The sequence below is a fragment of the Paenibacillus sp. 453mf genome (assembly GCF_900116105.1).
GTDB lineage: Bacteria > Bacillota > Bacilli > Paenibacillales > Paenibacillaceae > Paenibacillus > Paenibacillus provencensis.
Map to the genome: position 1 here is coordinate 177,307 of NZ_FPAC01000006.1, position 20,755 is coordinate 198,061.

19 protein-coding genes are annotated in these 20,755 nt (G+C 37.3%); 4 read left to right on the forward strand and 15 right to left on the reverse strand.

Features of this window, described 5'->3' with window-relative positions; all coding sequences use genetic code 11:
• The first annotated feature begins 253 nt into the window (after positions 1–253).
• The gene (locus tag BM415_RS20525) at positions 254–856 is read left to right on the forward strand and encodes a hypothetical protein (RefSeq protein ID WP_090727768.1); all 603 of its coding nucleotides are present in this window, start codon (positions 254–256) and stop codon (positions 854–856) included.
• 588 nt (positions 857–1,444) lie between these two features.
• Here BM415_RS20525 and BM415_RS20530 read toward each other — a convergent pair.
• The gene (locus BM415_RS20530; RefSeq protein WP_090727770.1) at positions 1,445–2,575 is read right to left on the reverse strand and encodes a replication initiator protein A; all 1,131 of its coding nucleotides are present in this window, start codon (positions 2,573–2,575) and stop codon (positions 1,445–1,447) included.
• Positions 2,576–3,484: 909 nt separating this feature from the next.
• On the opposite strand from BM415_RS20530, the gene BM415_RS20535 reads away from it, so the two are divergent.
• Positions 3,485–4,321 carry a helix-turn-helix domain-containing protein gene (locus BM415_RS20535; protein ID WP_090727771.1) on the forward strand — a complete coding sequence of 279 codons (837 nt, stop codon included), beginning with the start codon at positions 3,485–3,487 and terminating at the stop codon, positions 4,319–4,321.
• A gap of 598 nt (positions 4,322–4,919) precedes the next feature.
• On the opposite strand, the gene BM415_RS20540 is transcribed toward BM415_RS20535, so the two are convergent.
• The 9 genes from BM415_RS20540 to BM415_RS20590 all read right to left on the reverse strand — a co-directional run bounded on the left by BM415_RS20540 (position 4,920) and on the right by BM415_RS20590 (position 13,172).
• Positions 4,920–5,117, reverse strand: a complete 198-nt coding sequence (locus BM415_RS20540) for a hypothetical protein (RefSeq protein WP_090727773.1) — start codon at positions 5,115–5,117, stop codon at positions 4,920–4,922.
• Positions 5,118–5,473: 356 nt separating this feature from the next.
• Positions 5,474–6,619: a GGDEF domain-containing protein gene (locus BM415_RS20545; protein ID WP_090727774.1), complete on the reverse strand. Its 1,146-nt coding sequence runs from the start codon at positions 6,617–6,619 to the stop codon at positions 5,474–5,476.
• A 713-nt stretch (positions 6,620–7,332) separates the two neighbouring features.
• On the reverse strand, positions 7,333–8,949 hold the full coding sequence (locus BM415_RS20555) for a stalk domain-containing protein (RefSeq protein WP_090727777.1): 1,617 nt from the start codon (positions 8,947–8,949) through the stop codon (positions 7,333–7,335).
• A gap of 126 nt (positions 8,950–9,075) precedes the next feature.
• A complete protein-coding gene (locus tag BM415_RS20560) occupies positions 9,076–9,660 on the reverse strand; it encodes a hypothetical protein (protein ID WP_090727778.1) in 585 nt (194 codons plus the stop codon).
• A gap of 253 nt (positions 9,661–9,913) precedes the next feature.
• A complete protein-coding gene (locus BM415_RS20565) occupies positions 9,914–10,507 on the reverse strand; it encodes an NYN domain-containing protein (protein ID WP_090727780.1) in 594 nt (197 codons plus the stop codon).
• Positions 10,504–10,758 (reverse strand): helix-turn-helix domain-containing protein, encoded by a 255-nt coding sequence (locus tag BM415_RS20570; protein ID WP_090727781.1) that lies wholly within the window; start codon positions 10,756–10,758, stop codon positions 10,504–10,506. The genes BM415_RS20565 and BM415_RS20570 overlap by 4 nt, the downstream gene beginning before the upstream one ends.
• Positions 10,759–10,771: 13 nt before the next feature.
• Entirely contained in the window at positions 10,772–11,968 is a 1,197-nt protein-coding gene (locus tag BM415_RS20575) for a hypothetical protein (RefSeq protein ID WP_090727783.1), read from the reverse strand.
• Between the two features lie 543 nt (positions 11,969–12,511).
• Positions 12,512–12,772 carry a hypothetical protein gene (locus BM415_RS20585; protein ID WP_090727786.1) on the reverse strand — a complete coding sequence of 87 codons (261 nt, stop codon included), beginning with the start codon at positions 12,770–12,772 and terminating at the stop codon, positions 12,512–12,514.
• A 100-nt stretch (positions 12,773–12,872) separates the two neighbouring features.
• Positions 12,873–13,172, reverse strand: coding sequence for a hypothetical protein (locus BM415_RS20590; RefSeq protein WP_090727787.1), 300 nt, complete (start codon positions 13,170–13,172; stop codon positions 12,873–12,875).
• A 423-nt stretch (positions 13,173–13,595) separates the two neighbouring features.
• On the opposite strand from BM415_RS20590, the gene BM415_RS20595 reads away from it, so the two are divergent.
• Together BM415_RS20595 and BM415_RS20600 are read left to right on the forward strand one after the other, a co-directional pair.
• The gene (locus tag BM415_RS20595; RefSeq protein WP_090727789.1) at positions 13,596–14,711 is read left to right on the forward strand and encodes a hypothetical protein; all 1,116 of its coding nucleotides are present in this window, start codon (positions 13,596–13,598) and stop codon (positions 14,709–14,711) included.
• Positions 14,712–15,025: 314 nt separating this feature from the next.
• Complete coding sequence (locus BM415_RS20600; protein WP_090727790.1) at positions 15,026–16,105, forward strand: YHYH domain-containing protein; 1,080 nt, start codon at positions 15,026–15,028, stop codon at positions 16,103–16,105.
• Positions 16,106–16,454: 349 nt separating this feature from the next.
• On the opposite strand, the gene BM415_RS20605 is transcribed toward BM415_RS20600, so the two are convergent.
• The 5 genes from BM415_RS20605 to BM415_RS20635 all read right to left on the reverse strand — a co-directional run bounded on the left by BM415_RS20605 (position 16,455) and on the right by BM415_RS20635 (position 20,628).
• Positions 16,455–16,709 carry a hypothetical protein gene (locus tag BM415_RS20605; protein ID WP_090727792.1) on the reverse strand — a complete coding sequence of 85 codons (255 nt, stop codon included), beginning with the start codon at positions 16,707–16,709 and terminating at the stop codon, positions 16,455–16,457.
• A gap of 584 nt (positions 16,710–17,293) precedes the next feature.
• Entirely contained in the window at positions 17,294–17,647 is a 354-nt protein-coding gene (locus BM415_RS20615; RefSeq protein ID WP_090727795.1) for a DUF4257 domain-containing protein, read from the reverse strand.
• A gap of 321 nt (positions 17,648–17,968) precedes the next feature.
• Complete coding sequence (locus tag BM415_RS20620) at positions 17,969–18,316, reverse strand: hypothetical protein (RefSeq protein WP_139237043.1); 348 nt, start codon at positions 18,314–18,316, stop codon at positions 17,969–17,971.
• Positions 18,317–18,951: 635 nt separating this feature from the next.
• Entirely contained in the window at positions 18,952–19,395 is a 444-nt protein-coding gene (locus tag BM415_RS20630; RefSeq protein ID WP_090727799.1) for a hypothetical protein, read from the reverse strand.
• Between the two features lie 189 nt (positions 19,396–19,584).
• The gene (locus BM415_RS20635; RefSeq protein WP_090727801.1) at positions 19,585–20,628 is read right to left on the reverse strand and encodes a hypothetical protein; all 1,044 of its coding nucleotides are present in this window, start codon (positions 20,626–20,628) and stop codon (positions 19,585–19,587) included.
• Positions 20,629–20,755: the final 127 nt, after the last annotated feature.

A 20,755-nucleotide genomic window follows, 5' to 3' on the forward strand; every position in this document is an offset into this window, starting at 1 on the left:
TGATTAGTTCGCTTTCCTCTTAAGGCTGCCTACGATTCCAAGTTCCCGCTTCGCCTGCTTCATGATTCGTGCTAATTCCTTCGCCTCGGACTTTGTAATCTCTTTATTCCTCTTATTCATGCTATTCCACCCTTTCCCGTTTTTCATTCTATCTTCAATCTTGCCAATCTTTTTGACTTTTAAACATGAGGCATATCTACTAATCGCAGACATAGAATGATAGAAAATCTAAGTCCGCTGGAGGTTGCCACTGATGAAGAAATATAGCCTAATTAGATCAGAGTTAGATAGTTTGCAAAGCCGTAGCAACATAAAAGGAATTCTAAGTACTATACTCACGCTCCCTTCACGATCAACTGCTGTGTTCATGAAGATTGATTTACCTGAGTACGAAGTGTTGCGTGCACAGGTCTTTTTAGAGGATATAGCTGATAAACTCGAAGATGATGCGGCACTAAGTATTGTCGATCTCATTGCTCTGCTTTTAAAAGATTTCCTTCATGTCACGACCACGACTAAGATGGAGGATCTGAAAACCTCATTATTGGAAATGAAGAAGAAGTACCTCTCTAAAACAGAAACTATAGAAGAATTAGTTGAACTTTCCCCTGGCCGCTCTTCTCTTCAATTGAAAGAGAAGCCACGTAGGGTTAAATATTATACTCTTGAACTCACGGTGCCACGTAAAACAGCTTTAAGACTAGAAATTGTTTTATATGATCTCGAACAAATGTTTAAATCGTTCAAAATTGGAATGGACGAGCTAGTTGCTATTGTATTTCTTGAATTCGTACATCATCTTAAGATCGGAAAACAAAAAGATATGATTAAACGATTTATTCAATGCTTTGGATAAACATATCCAACTCCATCATAGACAACGAGAAAAACTCTATGTATCGGGGGCGAATATACATTTCATCATACTAGTGTACTCCTCTTACCTCAGGGTCAGTGTGGTGTCATAATTAGTGAGAATAATTTCTAAATTAATGAGATGAAAATTATCGAGTACTGAATTATTATGCTTTGATTCGTATGAACAATTGCCCATGCATAGCTGCTCTATTTTTCCAATACTTCTGTTTGTTCAATGTATCTTATTTTATTTACAAGCGTCACTTGTCTTCTGGCTAGTGCTACCGTTGCTTTATTCAAACGGTAAGCATTTTTTGTTTGATTAAACGGTAAGAGGTCCTCAGAATGAAGTATATACGGCTATACATTCCGCGAATAATTATACAATTATACATCTAGCCTTTGGCGGATAATCTCATCAATAGTGAAAATCAGGCCAGTACAGCAACGTTTAAGGGAAGATCATTCTCACTAATTCTGAATACGGCCCTTGATAAATCGAGATTTTTAACCAATGTTTTCTCACTATTTCTAACACTACACACGTTTTTTTAGTATCGGGGGCGAATATACAAATAAACGCTCCCTATATAGGGAGCGACAGTTGTTGAACACCTGCTTGGTTTGCCATACTGGTGGAGTTCAGTAATAAATTGGTTGGTGTTACTTCAAGGTACGAAGTCCCTGTTTCATCTTCATGAATAGTAAATTCCTCAAGAAGAGAAATCTCTACCATGTTCTTACAAGCATCCTCAACAGCTTTTTTCTTGTAGACTGGACGTGTCGCCTTGGAACCCATGAGGTTTGATATTTCTTCCAGAGGCCAACGTGTAATCCCTTGTCCAACCTGCGCCGGAAGGAAAAGATACAAGTTCTGCGCAGTGTCTGTTTTAAGATCTTCTAAGATGGCTAGACTAAGATATGCAATAGCTCCGGATTGCAGCGAGCGATAGATCATATCCGAGAACATAATTTTGAATGTGCTGTGCCGGTCTTTACGTCCAATAGCTTGGAGAATATTGATACGATCTAAGGAATCAATAATCCCCTTCTCGTAGTAGTAGCAAAACTCGAATTTACTGTCCTGTAGTACCTCAAGGGACTGCCAAATTTCATTATACGTCTTACCACCTGTATCACGATTCATTGCTTTGGCCAACGAGTATATTGTAAATTCAAACTCTTTCTGCTTTCCGCTTTCCTCCCAGAGTTTGTGAATACCGATTAATACCTTTGCATCCTGCAATGTTAATTCTTTGTTGGCTGGATGATAGATACGCGTACGACGATTGTCTCGAACTAAAGTGTCACCATCTTCTGCTGCAGATAAGGCTTTTTGCCGCTTAGTAGAAATTGAGGAAATTGCACCTTCAGCAAATATATGGCCATATGGGTGTGAAGGCTTGTTGTAGTAGGTTGCTCTTCTAATTTCTTGAGATTTGTTCCAAATGATCTGCTTGATTTGGTGTTTAAATATTTCTTTGTTAATGGCATCTGCCTCTTCTTGTGTGTTCGTTTGTTGAAGGAGTAGTTTAGTTAACTCGAGTTCTTTCTGACCTTCATCCCGAATGTGTCTTTGAGCTTCTTCTTTTGATTTACTCTTTAGTTGATCTGCAGCTTTTATAATTAAGTCCTGGACTTTTGGGTCTTCTTTCGGGAGCTCAAGCACTACTATCTTAGAGACCCACTGATCGATATTTACTTTTCGACGTGGCATGGTAACAGCTCCTTTATTGTCAGGATATTCTGTACATATATTCAGTATATTTATACTTACTGCTTTAGAATAACACAGATCCGAATGATCTGATAAGATTCGAGTACCAATTGTATATCCGCCCCCGATACTATGTAGACTTAATACCGTTAATACGTATATTCAACCCCGATACTTAAAATATCTGTATTCTTATGATGTATATTCGCCCCCGATACCTTTTAGGAAAATTAAAAAGCACCACATGATTAACAATGTTGGTGCCCCATTGGACTACTTATATTCGAGTAATGTATATTCAGCCCCGATACTTTGAATCTCCAGCTAGAGTGATGTCAACGAACATATCAATACCTTTAAAAAATCGATTGTTCGTTTTCCCCCGTTGATATGTATATTCGCCCCCGATACCCTGCGAAATCTAAGAAAATATACCAAAAAAAATTTTCCGAACATTCAACCCCGTTAGAATGTATATTCGCCCCCGATATACTGTCTATTCAAACCCGATAATTTGTTTATTCGTCCCCGATAAATCTAAGATGTATATTCGCCCCCGATACCTTGACGCGAAAAATATCAAAAAATACAATGACGGTAGGCTAGATTAGAAGTATATGCCATGAGTAATATAAAAATACCTAGATAAGAAAAAAAGCCCCCGAAGTGGGGGCCGGGCCTTTAGGCCGATCGAATAAAAAAACCGCACACCGCTGAGTCGAGCCGCTAACTCAAATTCAGCAATGCTATTCCGCAGGATACTGTTTCCGCAAAAAAACAGTATGCCTGGGGCCGTGTTAAGGTCGCCCAAAAACAACTTTAACTTAGCCGGTGCCCTTCTATTATACGAGACAGTTCCAGTAAATTCAAGGGTTTCCGGCGTGAAAAACTCTATTAGGAGGCTTCTTCATGCCAAAAAGCATCAATCACTCTAACCAATTTTTGTTTGATGGTATTAAATCCATCCTTAATAACTCGGATCTTAAAACATATGAAAAAATAATTATGATTGTAATCAAGATGCATCAAGAGGAATACGGTGATGTATTTCCCGATTACGACACCATCGCTGCTGCAGGTGGGATGTCTAAACGTAAAGCACAGTACGTGGTTAAGGATCTCCAAGCACGTAACATGATTGAAAAGTTTAGTCGTTTCAAAGAAGTTGCAGATGGAACTCGTAAACAAACATCTAATCGTTACACAATCGTTGATGAACAGGTTGCTAAATCAAAAAATGATTCTGATGCACAGCATGCACAAAAAGCACAAGATGCACCTATAACGAATTCTCCATGTGCACAAGATGCACCCTATAATTCAGGTTTTGAGAATCAAGAATCTTTAGATCTTTATCCTTCTACTGATTTAAAAGATGAAGAAGAATATATAACGCGCGAGCGTGAGAAACAATCTAAAACTTATGCATGTTATGCACAAGTCTTTAACGAAATGATTAAAGACCACGGGACGGGGATATTAAGCTTTAAACAAGAAGAGTTTCTGGAAACCTGTAAAGTATACAACCTTCCTGTTAGATTGGTAAGTGAACTTTATCCTCAAATCAAAAAGGAGATTCAAAAGTTTCATTACGAAGCAATCCACCGCACCTTTGATAAGTTTATTACTTATTTGGTAAAGAGGAAAATTGCTAATCCGATCGCTTGGTTTGTTTCAACCTTTCGTAATGAAAATCTAAAAGTTCTAACAGAATTAGGGATCCGATTCGGAAAGATAGTTTCATAAATCTACAAATCAAAATGCTCAATAGATGTATACATCTTTGCAAGAAGACTCATTAAATTTGATTCGAGGAGAATAATTTATTCTTTTAAGAAGATAGAGGGGCTCTTTCTAGCAAAAACAAACCTAGCTCCAAGTACAATGAATGAACTGCTGATGCTTTATCATTATTTTTTGTATCAGTCAGCTTGTTTCATTAAGGCTTGAGCTTACATTTTCAATTCAGTTGTTCTGTGAGATTGCTCAACATGCCCTTCTGTTTGGAAAATATGGACAAAGGTACTTGATTGGATTGATTACAGGGGACTCTTGGTCTTATTAAGAGAACCAAAATTAATCTGAAATGTATCTTGTGGGCTAATAGCATTTTCTTTTACTATTGAAAAAGGCTATGGAACAAGCGAGCATGTATTTTCTACATATTCTTTTGTTTATGGTCTTAAGTATAATTTAATGTTTCATATGCACTATTCACCTTTTTCTGATGAGTGTATATAAGGGGAACCAGCTTCTGTATTTCAGCTTATCCCTAAATTTCTCCGGATTGGTTCTAAAAACAATCAAAAAACGCCCCTTAATAAGGAGCGTCGTTAGTGTATGATTAATGAATATAAGGTGTACTGTGATCAGATTCAATGAAATACGGTACCAAATTGATGGGATTGTCCCAATCCCCGATTTTAAATCCGATTGACAGTGTCTCTTGTGTTTGATTTGAAGTCGTTTGAGGCTTAAATGAAAGACCCACAACCTTAAAGACTCCATGCGCTTCTTTTAAAAACCGTTTAGGTGCTTTCATAATAGTTGGTCCCTTCTTACTCTGAATAAGTTTTTATCGCAATATTGATATTTTCCGTTTAATCTATAAGGGCCTTTAAATACCTATATAAAAAAAGTAGTGAGTCACATTGACTATAAACAACATTTTATTCCACATAAACAAAAAAGACAAGGCTTTGTAAGCTTTGTCTCTTCATAAAGTTTAATGTAATTATAATAATATGTTAAATTATCTGTCCTCTCTTCAAGCCACAATACTCACATTCTTCACCGTTAGACACGATCTTTGTGAAGTCCTCGCTGAAGCAATAAGCTTCACTCCAGGTATGTTCACAAAACTCTTTGTCGTTACGGAAATCTACATTTTGATCGTATTTATGCATTTGAAACAACCTTTAGTGCCTCTGGTTTAATCAGAGCCTGGCTTCCTCCTCCATACTCCATTACTTTGTTCTTTCCAGTTTGTTTAGCATTGTACATCGCTTCATCTGCTTGCTTTATTAACACTTCAGGTGGTAATCCACTTTCAAATATCTTGTAACCGATACTTGCAGTTACCATCGATTCTTGCTCAATACGTCTCCTCATTCTTTCGGTTAGTTCAACCATGTCTACATCCTCATTGAGAATTAACATCACCATTTCTTCTCCACCATAACGACCTGCGATTCCAAGGCCATCAACTTCTTCCATTAAAATGGTGGCCACTTCCTTCAGAACCCCATCCCCAACCTTATGCCCTTTTGTATCATTCAATTTCTTAAAATTGTCGATATCGGTGAAAATAATATGTACGGGTATATTTTGATCTACACATTTCGTAATGTATTTCATAAAATAGCGGCGGTTGAATAAACCAGTTAATGGATCTGTGATTGCGGATACGTAAGAGCTTTGCATTATGACAAGTGAATGATCCATTAAAGTTGCAAATAGAACTACGTATGCAGCAGGTGCTAAAAGAGAATAGATCAGGTTCATCCCCCCTGAAATTGCAGGAATCAGATCGGCCAATAAGGAACATAATAATGCAAATACAAAAATGCCAGTAGATAACCAAACACTTTTTCCTCGACTTATTCTTTTTCCAAAAAGGATGGTAATGCCCAATACAGAGATAGCGCTTAAGGCACTTCCTGCCCAAATGGAGAAAGTTCCCGTAAAGAAACATACAGCTGCAGGTAAGAAAAATAATATGTAAGTTTTAATGTCTGCCTTGTTGTGAATTCGATAAAATCCAAATAGAATCACTAATAAACTCGAATTGGATACTGCATTTATAGCTTTAACAAGCCATGAGAGTTCGGTACTTGTGACTGCAGCTATTAAAAGTAAAATAAAGCTTACTACATTAAAAATCATATATCCAAATGATATTTTGGAGAGCATCGCATATGATTTCTTTTTTCGTTTTGCATGTAACTGCAGAGATAATAACCACATTAAGACGCTTATTGGAATAATGAGTGCTACTCTTACAAATTCTCCATTAACTCCATTAAATAAATCTAGTAATGACATAATCAACCACTCCTTTTCATTGATAAAAATTATTGAACCAGTCACGGTGCATTTGCATCGGATTCTTTATATATTGCATCCAGGCATGCTTGCTGTCTCGCTTGAATTTTTCTTTCATCTCCAGGAATAGCGTTATTAAAACCGGCCCCCATAAAACTGAACCGCTCAGAAGGAAATAAAACATTCCTTTTGCTGAATTCAACACGTAGTACCAACCGTTGTAACTCTCATCTAGATTCTTCGCTTTTGCCCAACAAAAGAAAAATAGGTAAAAAAGAAATCCAGTCGATATATATGCAATGGGGAGGATGATTTGTAATCGAAATATAAACACTAAGACTAGTCCCAATGCCAACCAAAGATATCTGTATCTCTTGCGCATAATGAACCCCTTTGCAATCAAAGTTACTAAATATTTATTGAACTAGAATAAGTGACACTTATGGTGTGATTATTGTTTCATTAGTTAGTGGCAATATTCTTAATAACTTATCCTAAATTTCCCCTCTCACTATGAAATAAGAATAAAAAAAGCGAACGCCTATTAAATGGGCGTTCGCGTGCTTCGCGTTTCTGGTTATTCAGTTAAGTATTATTATACAACATTAGTGCCTCGTGCTCAATGAAAACCCTAATCATCATTTACATATATTCGTAAAATGATTGCTTTATCCATTAGAACCACTCGGAGTCAAACCGAGAATCTTAAAAATCTAGTTTAATAATTTTGCAGCCTCTAGTGCTTGTTCTGCTTTTTTTATGCTTTCGCTGGTTTGCTCGATCGCCGCATTGATCTTGTTAATATTCATTGCATCTTTCCAGCCGCTGAGGAGCGATGTTAAGTTGCCTATTAACTGTGATCCTCCTTCTGTAACCGTAGCAATTAATTCCGGATCTGATATAACGCCTTTCACGTTTGCTACATAGGACTTTAACTTCTCTGCTAGCTGTTTGTCAGCCAGTGTTGCCGATAGTTGTTCTACAATTTCTGAATTCTCCACGGCAACTGCCATATGTCTAAAATACTCCTTTAATGAATCATGAACACGGGCTGTCTTTTCAACCAATAAAATGGTGTCGCCTAATGTAAGTGAGGAGCTAGAATCAGTTTGATCAAAATTGATTCCAAAATCGAGTAAGGATAACTCTTGATCGATTTCTTCTAGTTGGAGTGCCCTACTAGTAATTTTTGCTGCAGATGAGAGTGTTAAGGGCTCATCAATATCTGAGATTTCATCTTTAAGGATCAAACCTGCCTCGATCGCATAGTCGATTGTTTTTTGGACCTTTTCATTTTGGCTAAGATCATAGAAAGACTTAGTTAGGAAAATCGCTTTAGCTTCTGGGAATAGAGCGATTATCAAAAATTTAAGCAGTTGCTCCTCGGTAACAACTTCTTTTGGATCAAACTCCCCATCGATAAAACCGTATTCAGAAGCCTTTTCCTTAAGATAGTTAATATTTGTTTGTGTGTTATTTTCAGATTCCTTTGAAGGCTTTGACCACAATCCTCTTGCTGAGGACTTAGCTTCTGCTTCTAGATGAGAGAATAAATCTTTCCATTTAGAATTTGGTTCAATTGTTAACTCTCGAGCATATCCACCGGCTACTAGATCCGCATTATACATCAACCCATTCTCTAAGAACACGTATGCCAGTGTCCGCCCATATGGATCATCTGACTTATCTTCAGCAATAAATACTGTTTGTTGGCTAAGACTTTTTTTCGTATAATTCGAAGCCTCAGGACCCCAGTACTCTACTGCGCTACCCTCCTTGACCGTCTCGGGAGTATCTACTCCGATTAGTCTTATAACATCTTTCTGGCCTTTTTTAGGACCATCCTTATAAATGCCCTCAAATGTATCTCCATCCCGTATGTGCTCGACTTTAAACTCTTGAAGTTTAGCAGAATTAATTATAACGGTGTTAGGTTCTTTAATCCAACCTACGTTAGTGCCTAATGACTCACTTACGAAACGAAGCGGTACGTATGTAGTACTATTTAAAATTGTTGGCTCGACAGAAACATTAAAAACATCTCCATTTTTCAATACTTCCTTTTTCCCGATGGTTAGCTTGATCGTTATATTTCCTTTTGTTGCTGTCACCGAGCTTGAATTGCTGTCCCATTTCACTTGGGCACCCAACTCCTCAAATATTGCTCGCATTGGTACCATCGTGCTTCCCTTAATCAACTGAGGATCTTGATCAAACTCCATGTTTTTTCCATCGAGATATACAGATATACCTTCGGCAGCTCTTGAGTTCGAAGGACTGGCTAAAAGCGTTATGACCGTAATCGCGCATATTGCTGTTTTCTTCAACAAAATAATTACCCCCTAACAACAAATAAGCGCACAATCTCCATAGGAGATGTGCGCGTGCTTCGTCGCTTAATGTTATTCAATTACATTAATTATACGAACTGTATTTATTCCCGGCAACCCTTTATATTAGATAATCTCACAGTGTAGTCCAGCCTCAATTGCTCGCTTCTGAGTTTCATGATCTAGAGTAACAAAGATAATGGAAATTAAGTCTGTTCTTTCTGCATACAAATATGCGCCAATAGCTCGATCACTAATATTGGCCAGGTCTAATCCGATTTTCTCAACGTAGGAGACGTTAGTACCAATTTGCATGAAAGCATGGCTAAATTCAATTTGTGAGTCATACTGGTAAATTCCAACTACCTTATTCTTCTTTTGAGCAGCAAAAACTTCTTCTGTAATGAGAATTGAGCCAGGAGTGTCCACTTGAAAAAGTTGCGGATATTTTGTAAGGACCCCGATATCGAGAGCAACTACATACCCCTTATTGAGGTAGTACTCCAAAATTTCATCTCCAGAAGTATGGAGCTCATGAAGCTGATTTCCACCAAAAAATGAATCGGAGCTAACATCAGCTTTCGTATAAGTAGCTTCCTTGATTCGTCTTTCACGGGCCAAACTGATACGGTATTCAATGTATACGTATAACATAATGCAGCAGAAAATCGCGCCGAAAATCTGTAATATAAGTATCTCAAAGTTCCCCATCGCTCTCACTCTTTCCAACGGTGATATAATGGCTCATTATATCATGAGGATTGCCGTCTAGCATTTTTGGAGCAGTAACAAATAGAAACCAATATACTAACCTTTCTCGGTTTTCTCATTAAGCTAATAAGTTTGAACAGTATATCGTATTCAGATCAACTTCAATCTTCTGCAGGCTTATGCTGCAATGATAACCCTTTCGTAATAAAAGGAAAGTTTGGATGTACTTTTTGAGCGAGAGATTTACACATGTTTAGTTGCTAACTTTCCAGGTTGTCTTTGAAGGAATAACTGTTTTTTTGTCCATGTCTTGAATTATCGATTCAAGATTGATAATGACATCAACGGAGTTCTTTAGATGAAAAGCTGATTTATTCTTACCCAGAACTGCAAACACTGTTGATCCATTCTTTTGCGCTCTTTCAATGGCAGGCACAAAATCTGCGTCTCCTGAAAAAACTACTATGTATTCATATTTATACACGGATAACTCGTATATATCTAGTGCCATCAATACATCTAACTGCTTCTCCTTTAGAGAACCATCATCCTGAAAGTAGCACTCCCCTCTTAATACGTTTATTCCATCATATTGTAATGCCTCGAAAAACTTGTATCTGCTATTGTACTTGGCATCCTCAACATGGCCTTTAGGGGGCAGGGTCCCATAAAAGTTGAAATCAGTTACCATCTTCTGTCCATAGTTACTCTTTAGATATTGCTCGATCGACTGATAAAACTTTTTCCATGATCGAAATCCGCCCACCCCTACATCATGTAACTGATGCATAGCATTACTTTCATCAATCAATATAGCGCTTTTAAGTCGTTTCCCCACAGGCCTCATGTTGTTAACCCCGCCATTTTTTTGTTCTTTGATACCATAAGTAAATGTCGCAGAGACAAACCTAAGACCGTTGACAATCGAAGAAGATAATCCTCGTTAGGAAAACGAATATCTCTTTCCCAGGCAGAGATTGTAGTTTTATCCACATCTAACTTTAGAGCTAATTGAGCTTGCGAGTATTTCAGTTTCAACCTGCTTTCTCTTATATCTAAGCCAATAGTCGTTATTTTTTCATTCGATTTATTAGACATAATGTGATTCCTTTCATGATTCGTATAAGTTTAGTTGAAGATTGGGAATTATCTCATGTAACTTCTTTTTTAGCCCATAGAAATTGTCCTCAATATCTTCTTTAAGTACTTTCATGTAGTGGTAATCAGTTCGATTGATAAAGTAGTCGCCCCGTGGTTCCGACTTATTACTGATAAAATCTTTCTGTGACACAACGTAATCGATAACGATTGTTTTATTTCGGATAAAAAGTACCCAATCTGGTTTTAATAAAAGGTCTTCATGGTAGAAATACTGTTTAGTCATTGCATGATCAGGTACGACATGCTTGATGTTACATAAATAAAAGAAGTCATCTACAATCTTTTTATCTTGTGAATCTAACCAATCACCGTCGAGACTTGTATAGCGTCCAAAATCAAAATCATCTTTACTGCTTACAAATGAAATAACTTCACGTTTTGTATCAGATAACTTAAGTTTTGCATAAACAACAATGGTATTCCCTTTTATAAAATCAGTAACATCTAAATTTTGCTGATCGAGAACATACTTCATGATAATTATTTTGTGATTAATGTAGGAGCCATCTGATGACTTCTCACCGCGTAGAGTAACTTCAACGTTTCGCTTAATTGTTTCTTTAGAGGAAAGTATTGTACCAACTATAAATCGCTTCCTCGATGTCAGCTTGCCTTTTGTATGCATATCTATTATTTGTTTGTAGCTAGGCACCAGCTCTTCTGCCTTAATCTTTTGGGCCGTTCCTCCTTCTGCGACAATAAATCGGAATTGGAGGACCTTATCGTACTCATTCTTGAGGAACATTGCATGAAGGTCATGGATGAATTTATATAAGGAATTTCCCTTAGATGATCTCATCAAGTCGAGGCTGGTTAGAAAGGAATCAGAAGCTATAGATTGGAGTGTCTTTTCATTAGACTGTTTTGCCGACTCAATATTAAGTGTAAAAACTGGGTTCTCATTGTTTTTACGATTCATTTGGACTACCTCGGAGCTTGATTCAACAATCTTCTCAATTTCATTCCCAAAATACTTACATGTGTGAGTTTTGCGATCGACAACTCTAAAGTGTGGTTTTCGATTTCCAGTTGATACATACGCCATTTTTCCTTCGCAAAAACGACAAGTGACTTCTCCATGTTTAGCTTCTCTGTAATACTCAGCTGAAATTTGTTTTTTTTCATAACCATATCTTGCCCACTGCATAAGTTAATGCCCCCTACATAAATATTTATGAAGTAGTCTGCGCATCAGTTGCATATAAAAATAAAAAGCACCCCAATACGTCTTTCGACATAAAGAGGTGCTTCCTCACATTCACGTTATTTGATTAATAAACATTATATCATATTTCCAAATTTAGATTAAGGTTTTTTTCCAAGACTAGTTGCTCTTTGAACCGAGTACATTATGTCCTTTTGGGAAAGTTTATTTATTGAGGAAGCTTTATATCCATAGGAATGTACTAACTGTACATTGATAAAGTATCGGTTGAATTTTGAATACACTACCCTATTATCTATTAATAAAAGATGCATGAGCTGTCCTCTTGTTTCAACGGACCATTTATCATAAATGAAAAGAAATACCACGTATGATAAGGAAAATAACAATATTAGACTTATCATTAGGGGGATTTTGATCTCCCAGGTTCGTGTAGCTGCGGAGAAAAATTGGATTGAATTATGTATTGTCCAGATCCCCGAAATAACTGTGAAAATGAATAATATAGCAAGAGAAAGACGTTCTTTATGAAACAGCTTTATTAAGTGCACGAAGATCATCCTCCGAAAACCCTAGCTTTCTTTCAGCAGCATCAAAAGCCAAAGAATTTAGGTGATAGTGAATTATGTTATCGAGCTCTCTGATCTCCCGTTTTGCCTGTTGTTTTTGTTCCACGTTACCGTAATTGATTAATCCAAGCAGAGCCACGTATTTCTTCATCATAACTGCAGCATCAATCGGCTCAAGTCCATGTGTTGTTGGTTCCATAGTGAAGTTATTCAACATTTATATCACTCCATAAGAGAATATTGTTCTGTTATACTTTATAGCGATCAAAGTGATTAATCAAATTTACAAGCAGTTATCCTGCTAAGTGCTTTAAATATCACCGTTCGCTAGTTAAATTGGTGAAGATCTCCTCGATCTCCGCCTTTCTTACAACGTTATTTGTGATATGATATTCTTCAAATAGCTTGGCATATAAATTTAATTTGTTTATCTCTCGCTCTTCGTTTTTAGTTAACTCAACATGGTTGTATTGCTTGCTACTTTCCATCAAAGTCTTATACTTTTCCTCAAGTTCGCTTCTAGTCACAATGTCATTTGAATTGTAATATTGCCAAATAATTTGCCCCATTAGCTTCTTAATCCGGAGAAGTTCTGAGCCAGATAAGTGAGATCCCATACAGAATACCTCCTTTTAAGAAGTATCATATCATAGTCGAGCATTTGCTTCAGTTATTTCTCTCCTGCAAAATAAGAGCTCTGTCTACGACAGATCAGCAAATCTTCTTTTTAATAGCCAGATTTACAGTTACGAAGTGTGGTTTATGGAGCATAAGAATGGCACCGGTATATTAGATCATCCATCGTCTGCCGCCCACCAACCAACCACATATGGATTATACATTATCCCGTGCGGGATTTTTATCAAGCTGTTTGCAAAAATAAAGTATTTGACTGAAAAATAAAGTCATCCGTTAAGCTAACGAGCAGGCTGCATTAATCATTAGATTTTCTCGGAGTAGAAGATTTCAATGGTAAAGGATATGAAGCATAATCTGTCGAATTTATTTGGGTTAGCCGCTATAGAAAGGAAGAATATGGAGTGATAGATAAAGAATATTACCTAAAGTTAAGTAAGGATGCACAGAAAAACTATGCTTTCTATAAGGAGGAAGCTGAGGCTGCTGCTGTTAGACGGGAATTTACTTCTAACAAGCGATATGATATTACTCCTTTTTGGTACGGTCGTGAAAGTACAGTTCCAGGGGAAGTTTCAGAAGTTGAAACCGACATATATTATGAGTTTGATAGCCAAAACAGACCCCTTATCTCAGCGAATGATGAATTAATTGATGGTTATACATACTCCGTTTATGAAGAAAACCGAATCACTACAAGATTGTACTTAACTGGAGAACTTTATTCAATTAAAGAATATTTAATAAAAGATGGATTCATTAATCGGTGCGTAGAATACTCTCCTCGATTTGATAAGTTGCAATATGAAGACTACATATATGAGGGTGGAAACTTAGTTCAAGTTTATCAGCCTGTTTACGAAAATAGTCCTTATTATTCTTCTCTTGTTCGAACTTATCTTGAATATGATAAGAAAGGTGAGCTTACACGAGTATTAGACGGTGATAAGGGAGTTATTTTTGTAAGAATGTCTACTGATGAGGCGGCACTACTACGGGAAGAAGTTAAAGAAGAGTTAAAATTAGCATTAATAGAAGTAGTTGATGCTGTATGTAAGGGGTTAGTAGATATACGTTGTTGTTTCTTGGCCATTTACTTGCATGATGAAGCTCATGGTGTGTACTCACCCATTTTTCATCCAGGATTGCAACATATCAGAGATGAGCAGATAGAAAACAATAAGGATTTTTGGACGATCTGGGCTTCGGGAGAGCATCCGGTGAATTATCAACAAGAAATTTCAGATCAAGAATTAATCACGAAGCTTAGAACACTTATTATGTATTGGCATAATACAGATACCTGGTGGGAAGAAGGTATGAAATTATGGCATGAGGTCACCTATGCTATAAATGCGACTGTTTGGTCCAAGTACCCATTACTCTCCGAATTACTCTCCGAGGATTTTGTTTTATTTGTCGATTGGGAAGGACTGGATGTTACAAAAGGAGAGCTTGAAAAGAGTATTCCACTGTCGAAAAGGAAAATGCTCAAATCTAAGGGATTATTACCAGTATAGAAACGATCACGGTATTCAATGTCCTCTCCGGCTATTTAATTATTGGGTGAATATAGGTACTATGTGATCCTATCTTCTTATGGATTAAATGGTTGTGTGGTAGAGAAGCAACTAGACATTATGGAGAAGCAGTAGAGTCTTAGGTTAGAAAAACTTGGAACAGTTTGTCCGTTGGTAGCTGCTCCATTCATTTTTCAAATTAATTAACGGGCAGTATAGTGAATATGGATGGGGCTGGAGCATTCTAGTTTCTCTAATGGAACAAACTTCATTAATAGTTACTACTGAGAGTAAAATTACTGGAGGAAACTTACTTGAAAAAAGCATCCCTGTTGCTTATGGTCATGATATTATTCTTTCTTTCGTATACTGCTGATGCACACCCAGGCAGAACAGATAGCTCTGGTGGACACACTTGTCGAACGAATTGCGGCAAGTGGGGGTTATCCACTGGAGAATACCACTACCATAACGGTGGCGGTTTATCATCTTCAGATGACGACGTGTCTTCAGACGAAGTTTCGGACGATAACGTTTCTTCAGAAAGGACTCAGGCGCAGCTTGAAGAACATTATGATGAGCTTGTTCAAGAAGGACATTATCTTGGATATAAACATGGTTACAACGAACTTTCGTTTTTAGACTTTCATCCAGATCAATTCGGGCAGTTATCTACGGCCGAATATAGCTGGTATAAAGCGGGATATGAAAAAGGCTATGAAGAAGGAAAAGCAATAAGAATAGAAGAGCTCAAGAAGAGTTCAAAGAAAGAGGGATATAAGTATGGATTAAGTAATGAAGAAATTTGGATTCCCGATCTTTATTTAGGTATTAAGTCGGTTAAAGAAGCATATGAGATAGGATTTCAGGAGGGGCGAGCTGAAGCGGTGGAGAAAATTGAACGAGCCTCTGAAGAGAAGGGGTACAAATCAGGTTATAATTTAATTCCATTCGCAATCCCAGAAGATCTGCCTAAAGTATTTGTAGATTCTTTCAAAAAAGGTTATACGAATGGTTACGAAGATAAAAAAGAAGCCGCCTTTCAAGAAGGTTACACCACTCATTTTAAACTAGTAGAATACAACCCTAATACATACTCAGATTATCCAGATATACAGCAAGCCTATAAAGAAGGCTTCGATTCGAACACTGAGGCGGATAATTATCGAAAAATTGCTTTTGAGACAGGAAGCCAAAATAAAGCCCTTTTTCTGCCAGATGAAATTCGTGGAGATGAAGATATTGTTGAATTATTTAATACTTACTACCAAAAAGGTAAAGATGAATGGAACAAAAAAATCAAGCTTTCCTTTAGCTTGATTATTCTTGCAGCCTTAACATTAATTATAAGTGGGTATTTTTTTTATCGAAGAAGAAAAAACTCTTCCTTATGAACTCATAGGGGAGTACAAGAAGAGATCAGTTTTAGCAACGGGTTACAGACCCAGGGAAACGTTCGAGCTGCCCCGGCTACTGACAAATACTCCACGGAATAAAAGTGGTAACCAGTAAAAACAGGATGACCTCATAATACGACGGGAAACGTTAGTTCAACAAAGACAGCGGCAGTCAAAAGACTTTATTTTCAGTCTTGGTCTGCCGTTGCTTCATTTTATTAGTCAGTCTAATACTTGTTTATCGAAGAGAGACGATTTTTCAAAGCATAAACCGCGTCAAATCATTACCTTCAGTCTACTACTTTATTTTCTCCGTACACAAGTCATGTACAATAATTTCTGGGTATTAGAAATCGCTTCTTTCTGATGCTAGAAGGAATACAGAATCCATCGTGTATGTATATCCGAATTGCTCCTGGTTGTCTTTCTTAGCGATATTCACCGGTTTTACAGAAGAGTACCAGTAAATATCTCTTCCTTTCTTCCTCTGCTCCAGTATTTTCTGTTCTATCCAGCTTATATCGAAGGTAGGCTCGATTACATTGAAAACCTTTCTGCCACGGTCGCTAATTATGAAACTCAATACCTCACGCTTTTGCATATATACTACCTCACTTATATGGTGTAAAGCCCTAGATGGCTTCCAGTGACAATATAAGGTTGTTAGGCTACTTTTTAACACGTTCATGTAATTAAATTTAAAATATATATTTGACACTTACAGTCTAACACACACAGAAATTGCCGAAATCATCGAAAGATTATAAAGAAATCTATTTTGAGTGTTAGAGATAAGCAAAAAAACCCGAACACATAGTGTTCAGGCTTTTTCGATTCTTTTCAATTAGCTACCGTCTCAAGTGTCAAGGTATGTAGTGCTCGATTAAACCCCGTTTTCCTTCTACGATCAGACTTTTCAGTATGGGTTTTCCGTTTTTTCGAAAACCTAGCAACCACTCGAATCTGGCTCACTTCCGTTTCCAATTCCTTCTTAAGTTCAAAAAGTTGAGTAAGTTTTTCCTCATATTCTGCTTTCTTTACAGTATCGATTGATTTCTCTCGTAGGTAATAGATCTTGTGTATGAGTTCCACTATTTCGCTTAAAGTTTGGTTCGAATCCTCCATAGTTTACACCTCGGCTACTTTTTATGGTTTTAGAGCTTCAATCTAAACAACTTCAGTGAGCTAAAGTTTATCTTTTCCATCTTTGATACCGATGAGTTTCTGATATTCTTCATCAATAGTTTTAGCCTCGACATCAGAAACTTTGGACAGAGCATTTTTAGCTAGGTAGGTAAGCCCATTGAAGCCTGCAAGTACTGATGTGCCGATAATCTTAGCATATCCAACTGGCTCAAAGAACGAAAATGCAGCCAAAGCCGCAGCCCCACCAATTACAAAGTCACCAAACAAACCAGGAATAAAGAATCGTTTTTTCCCTACCTTCTTGATGTAAGGCAGTAATACCCCACCTTCCAACTTCGATGCAACGAAAAGATTAGTTAATCCTCCGACTACAAACGCGATTAATAATTCCACAGAAATCCCTCCTTCTAAATTAGAGTTAATTAAAAAAACCACCTTATGAAGTATTAAGAAAACACTCAACCGGTGGGAGGCATTTAGCTATTACTCAACAAAAAAAGGTCAGAACAACCCCGATTCTAAGTCAAAGACACAAGAAAACTAGTCTTGGTCAATTAATCCAAATGGATTATTAGAATGCGGATAGTCGCCTGACCTTCCGTAAGTTAGAGAAAATGATAAATGGTATATCAGTATTATAGATGAGTTAAACTTATTTTTCCATAGAAAAAAAGCCACGACGGATCATCCCCGTGGCTTCTATGTAATTTATTCTTAGGAGACCAATACTTGAAATGGTATTTTTTCATCTGATCTCATATTAGGTAGCTTTGTCTCAAGCGCTTCCTCAATAGCTGCAGATAATTTCATATTGGATGTGATGCTGCCGCATTTGGAGCATTTATGCTTCGGAACCGATTCAACTACAACCCGCATACTGCTTTCGCACTCAGAGAGAATGAATTCTTCATTGCGATTAACCGAGATCATTTCCTTTACATCGTGACAAGAAGTGCAATACGCTTTATAGTCAGGTACGGATCTTTTATCGCTTAATATTAGTCCTTTAATGTATTCCTGAGTATCACCGTTGGTATACATTGCTGCTTTAATCTTCAACATAATCAGTTCCTCCTCAGTTAAGTTCAGAGAACTTAACGAGTCCGAATTGAGAGCCATCTGGATTCCCCCTCGCGGATTTCGCTAAGTCCATTATACATGGATCGACGATCATTGGATAATTCAGTTATATACATAATTTAACGTAGAATTTCGATCACAAAAGCAAATCTGATTTTCATAGGTATCATCCCACTTAAATTTACGAGAAGCGGGGTCCATTACGGTAATTATGGTCCAATCTAGAAGATTGCTTTTGTGGGTCGCGACAATGAGATGTATCGGCCGCTCATAATCAACAGATGTCTTGAAACTGTACTTTAGTACAAAACGGTATTCACCAAAAACTTTGTTATAGGAAGAACTAATCATTTTTCCTTTAAGAAACGCTTGGATCAATTGCGTTCTTGAATACATTCTAAAGTTTTCCCGTTCTGCCGAGTGGGAATTTTCAATCATACTAAGCCTGGTTCCTTTATTGCTCTGAGCGGCTTTAATAATTTCGATATTCTGAGAATAAAATCGTTCTTGAATGTTACTTCTTCGTACCATTTCATTTCTACACTTTTCAGGGTTTTTACATGAAAACAATTAATTCGCCTCCCATATTTTTTTCATTAAAAAACCGCAGCGACTTATCAGCTACGGAGGTAATTAGGTCTTCTATTCAATTTCATAGAGAACTCTTTGATAGTCATCTTTTTGTAACCTTGCTTGGTAACCTTTAGCCAAACTCTGATTTGTTCAGGTAGGTTTTTTAATACTTTAGCAATCGTTACCTCCACCTGAGCTTTGGATCCGTTAAGTGCTATGATCGGAATTTCAAGAGGGAACGCATTTATATATGAATTAAATTGAATAAATGCGTATATCCTGTCCTCTGAGTATGTAAATACGTTCATTACTTCTGCCCAAGATATTTGATGATCTGATGCTACCTTTTTGATGAGCATATCCGCAAGACAGAACGCTCTAAAATGGAGAACTCCTTCATGAACGGTCGGAATTTGAAATGAAAGTTCGGCCAACTCACTACTCACTCCCATTGCTGCACATAATTCATTAAAGAATGTTTGTTTCATATAACTCCTCCTTATAATAAAAAAACCCTTAAGGAGGCTATGGTCTGGTAGAAGACAGACTTAGGCACCTTAAGGGTGAATTATTGATTAGAAAGTCCCATATCGCATGACGTGGGATAAAAAAATAGAATGTTCAAAGGTATGAAATTATTATATCACAGTTACTACGAATTACGGAATAAGGTGCTTTTAAGCCATTTCGAAATCTTCCCAGATCTCAGGTGCCTTATGACCAACCCGAATCGTTATACGTGCATCTTCAATTTCCCCTGCAGTATCATCCATCCATAGTCCAATATTATTGTTGCCCTGCTCCCACTCTTCAAGCAGCTTTGAGTCAATGGAACTCCGGATGTTATCGTTAGTAAAATCTACGTCCGAATCATGAGTTTGTAAAAGAAGTTTATAACGAAAATTCAATTCCGGAGCTGGATACAGCATTTCTGAGGACAGCACGAGGGTAGTTGTAGTTACAAGGGAAACATATCTAAGTATGTTTAATGCTTGAAATACAATCTTTTCTACCATCGGATCAATCCCGTGCCGTAACAAGTCTTTAGGTAATTCAACTACCAAAAGCATCTGCTGCTGAGCATCAGTTTGACATGTAAATGACCAAAAAGACCAAGCAGCTGTGAGGAAGTCCAGAGCTTGTTCGTAGATATTGTTATCCGTGTTAATATAAAACTTATATCCTTGATCGTTAACTTGTATCCATGTGATTTGGGAGAGACTGTTTAAGGAAGCAACTAATCCTTCCTTATGTGGCGTTTCTTCGCTAAGACCTTCTATTGCTCTCCTATAACCCTTTAATGGTCCCTCAATATGAGGTCTAAAGCTAATTGGAGGGAGGAGATCTCCTCGCGGAATATCCAGTATCTTCGCCTGCAGATTAAAGTAAGAGGACGAAAAAAAATGACGGTTATCAATAAAAACTTGGCGATCATCGAAGTGCTCGGGAGGGTCAGAGAATTCTTCTACCCAAGGGATCGTATTCAGTACAGTAGACTTCCCAAACTCTGGCTTTTCTGTCGAGATCATATAAACACAATCCTGATCTCTTCTGCTCAGCAACTCAGTTATCTCAGAAACAATCCTGCGACGTGGTGAACGTTCCTGGTCACCAATAATAGCAAGTTGAGCGTGCTCATACATCCACCATCCCCAAGCCATTTCTCCATCTCCGTGATAGTAATTCCCCAGGATAATGGGTTTCTGTATATCTTTCTTCATTTATTCTCCTCCTTAATAAAAAAAAGCACAGCCGTCCCATAAATTTATCAGGATCGGCGGTGCTTCCGCTTTTGATTATATTCGATTAATTCAATTATATAGCATTTGGAAATCATAAACAACGAGT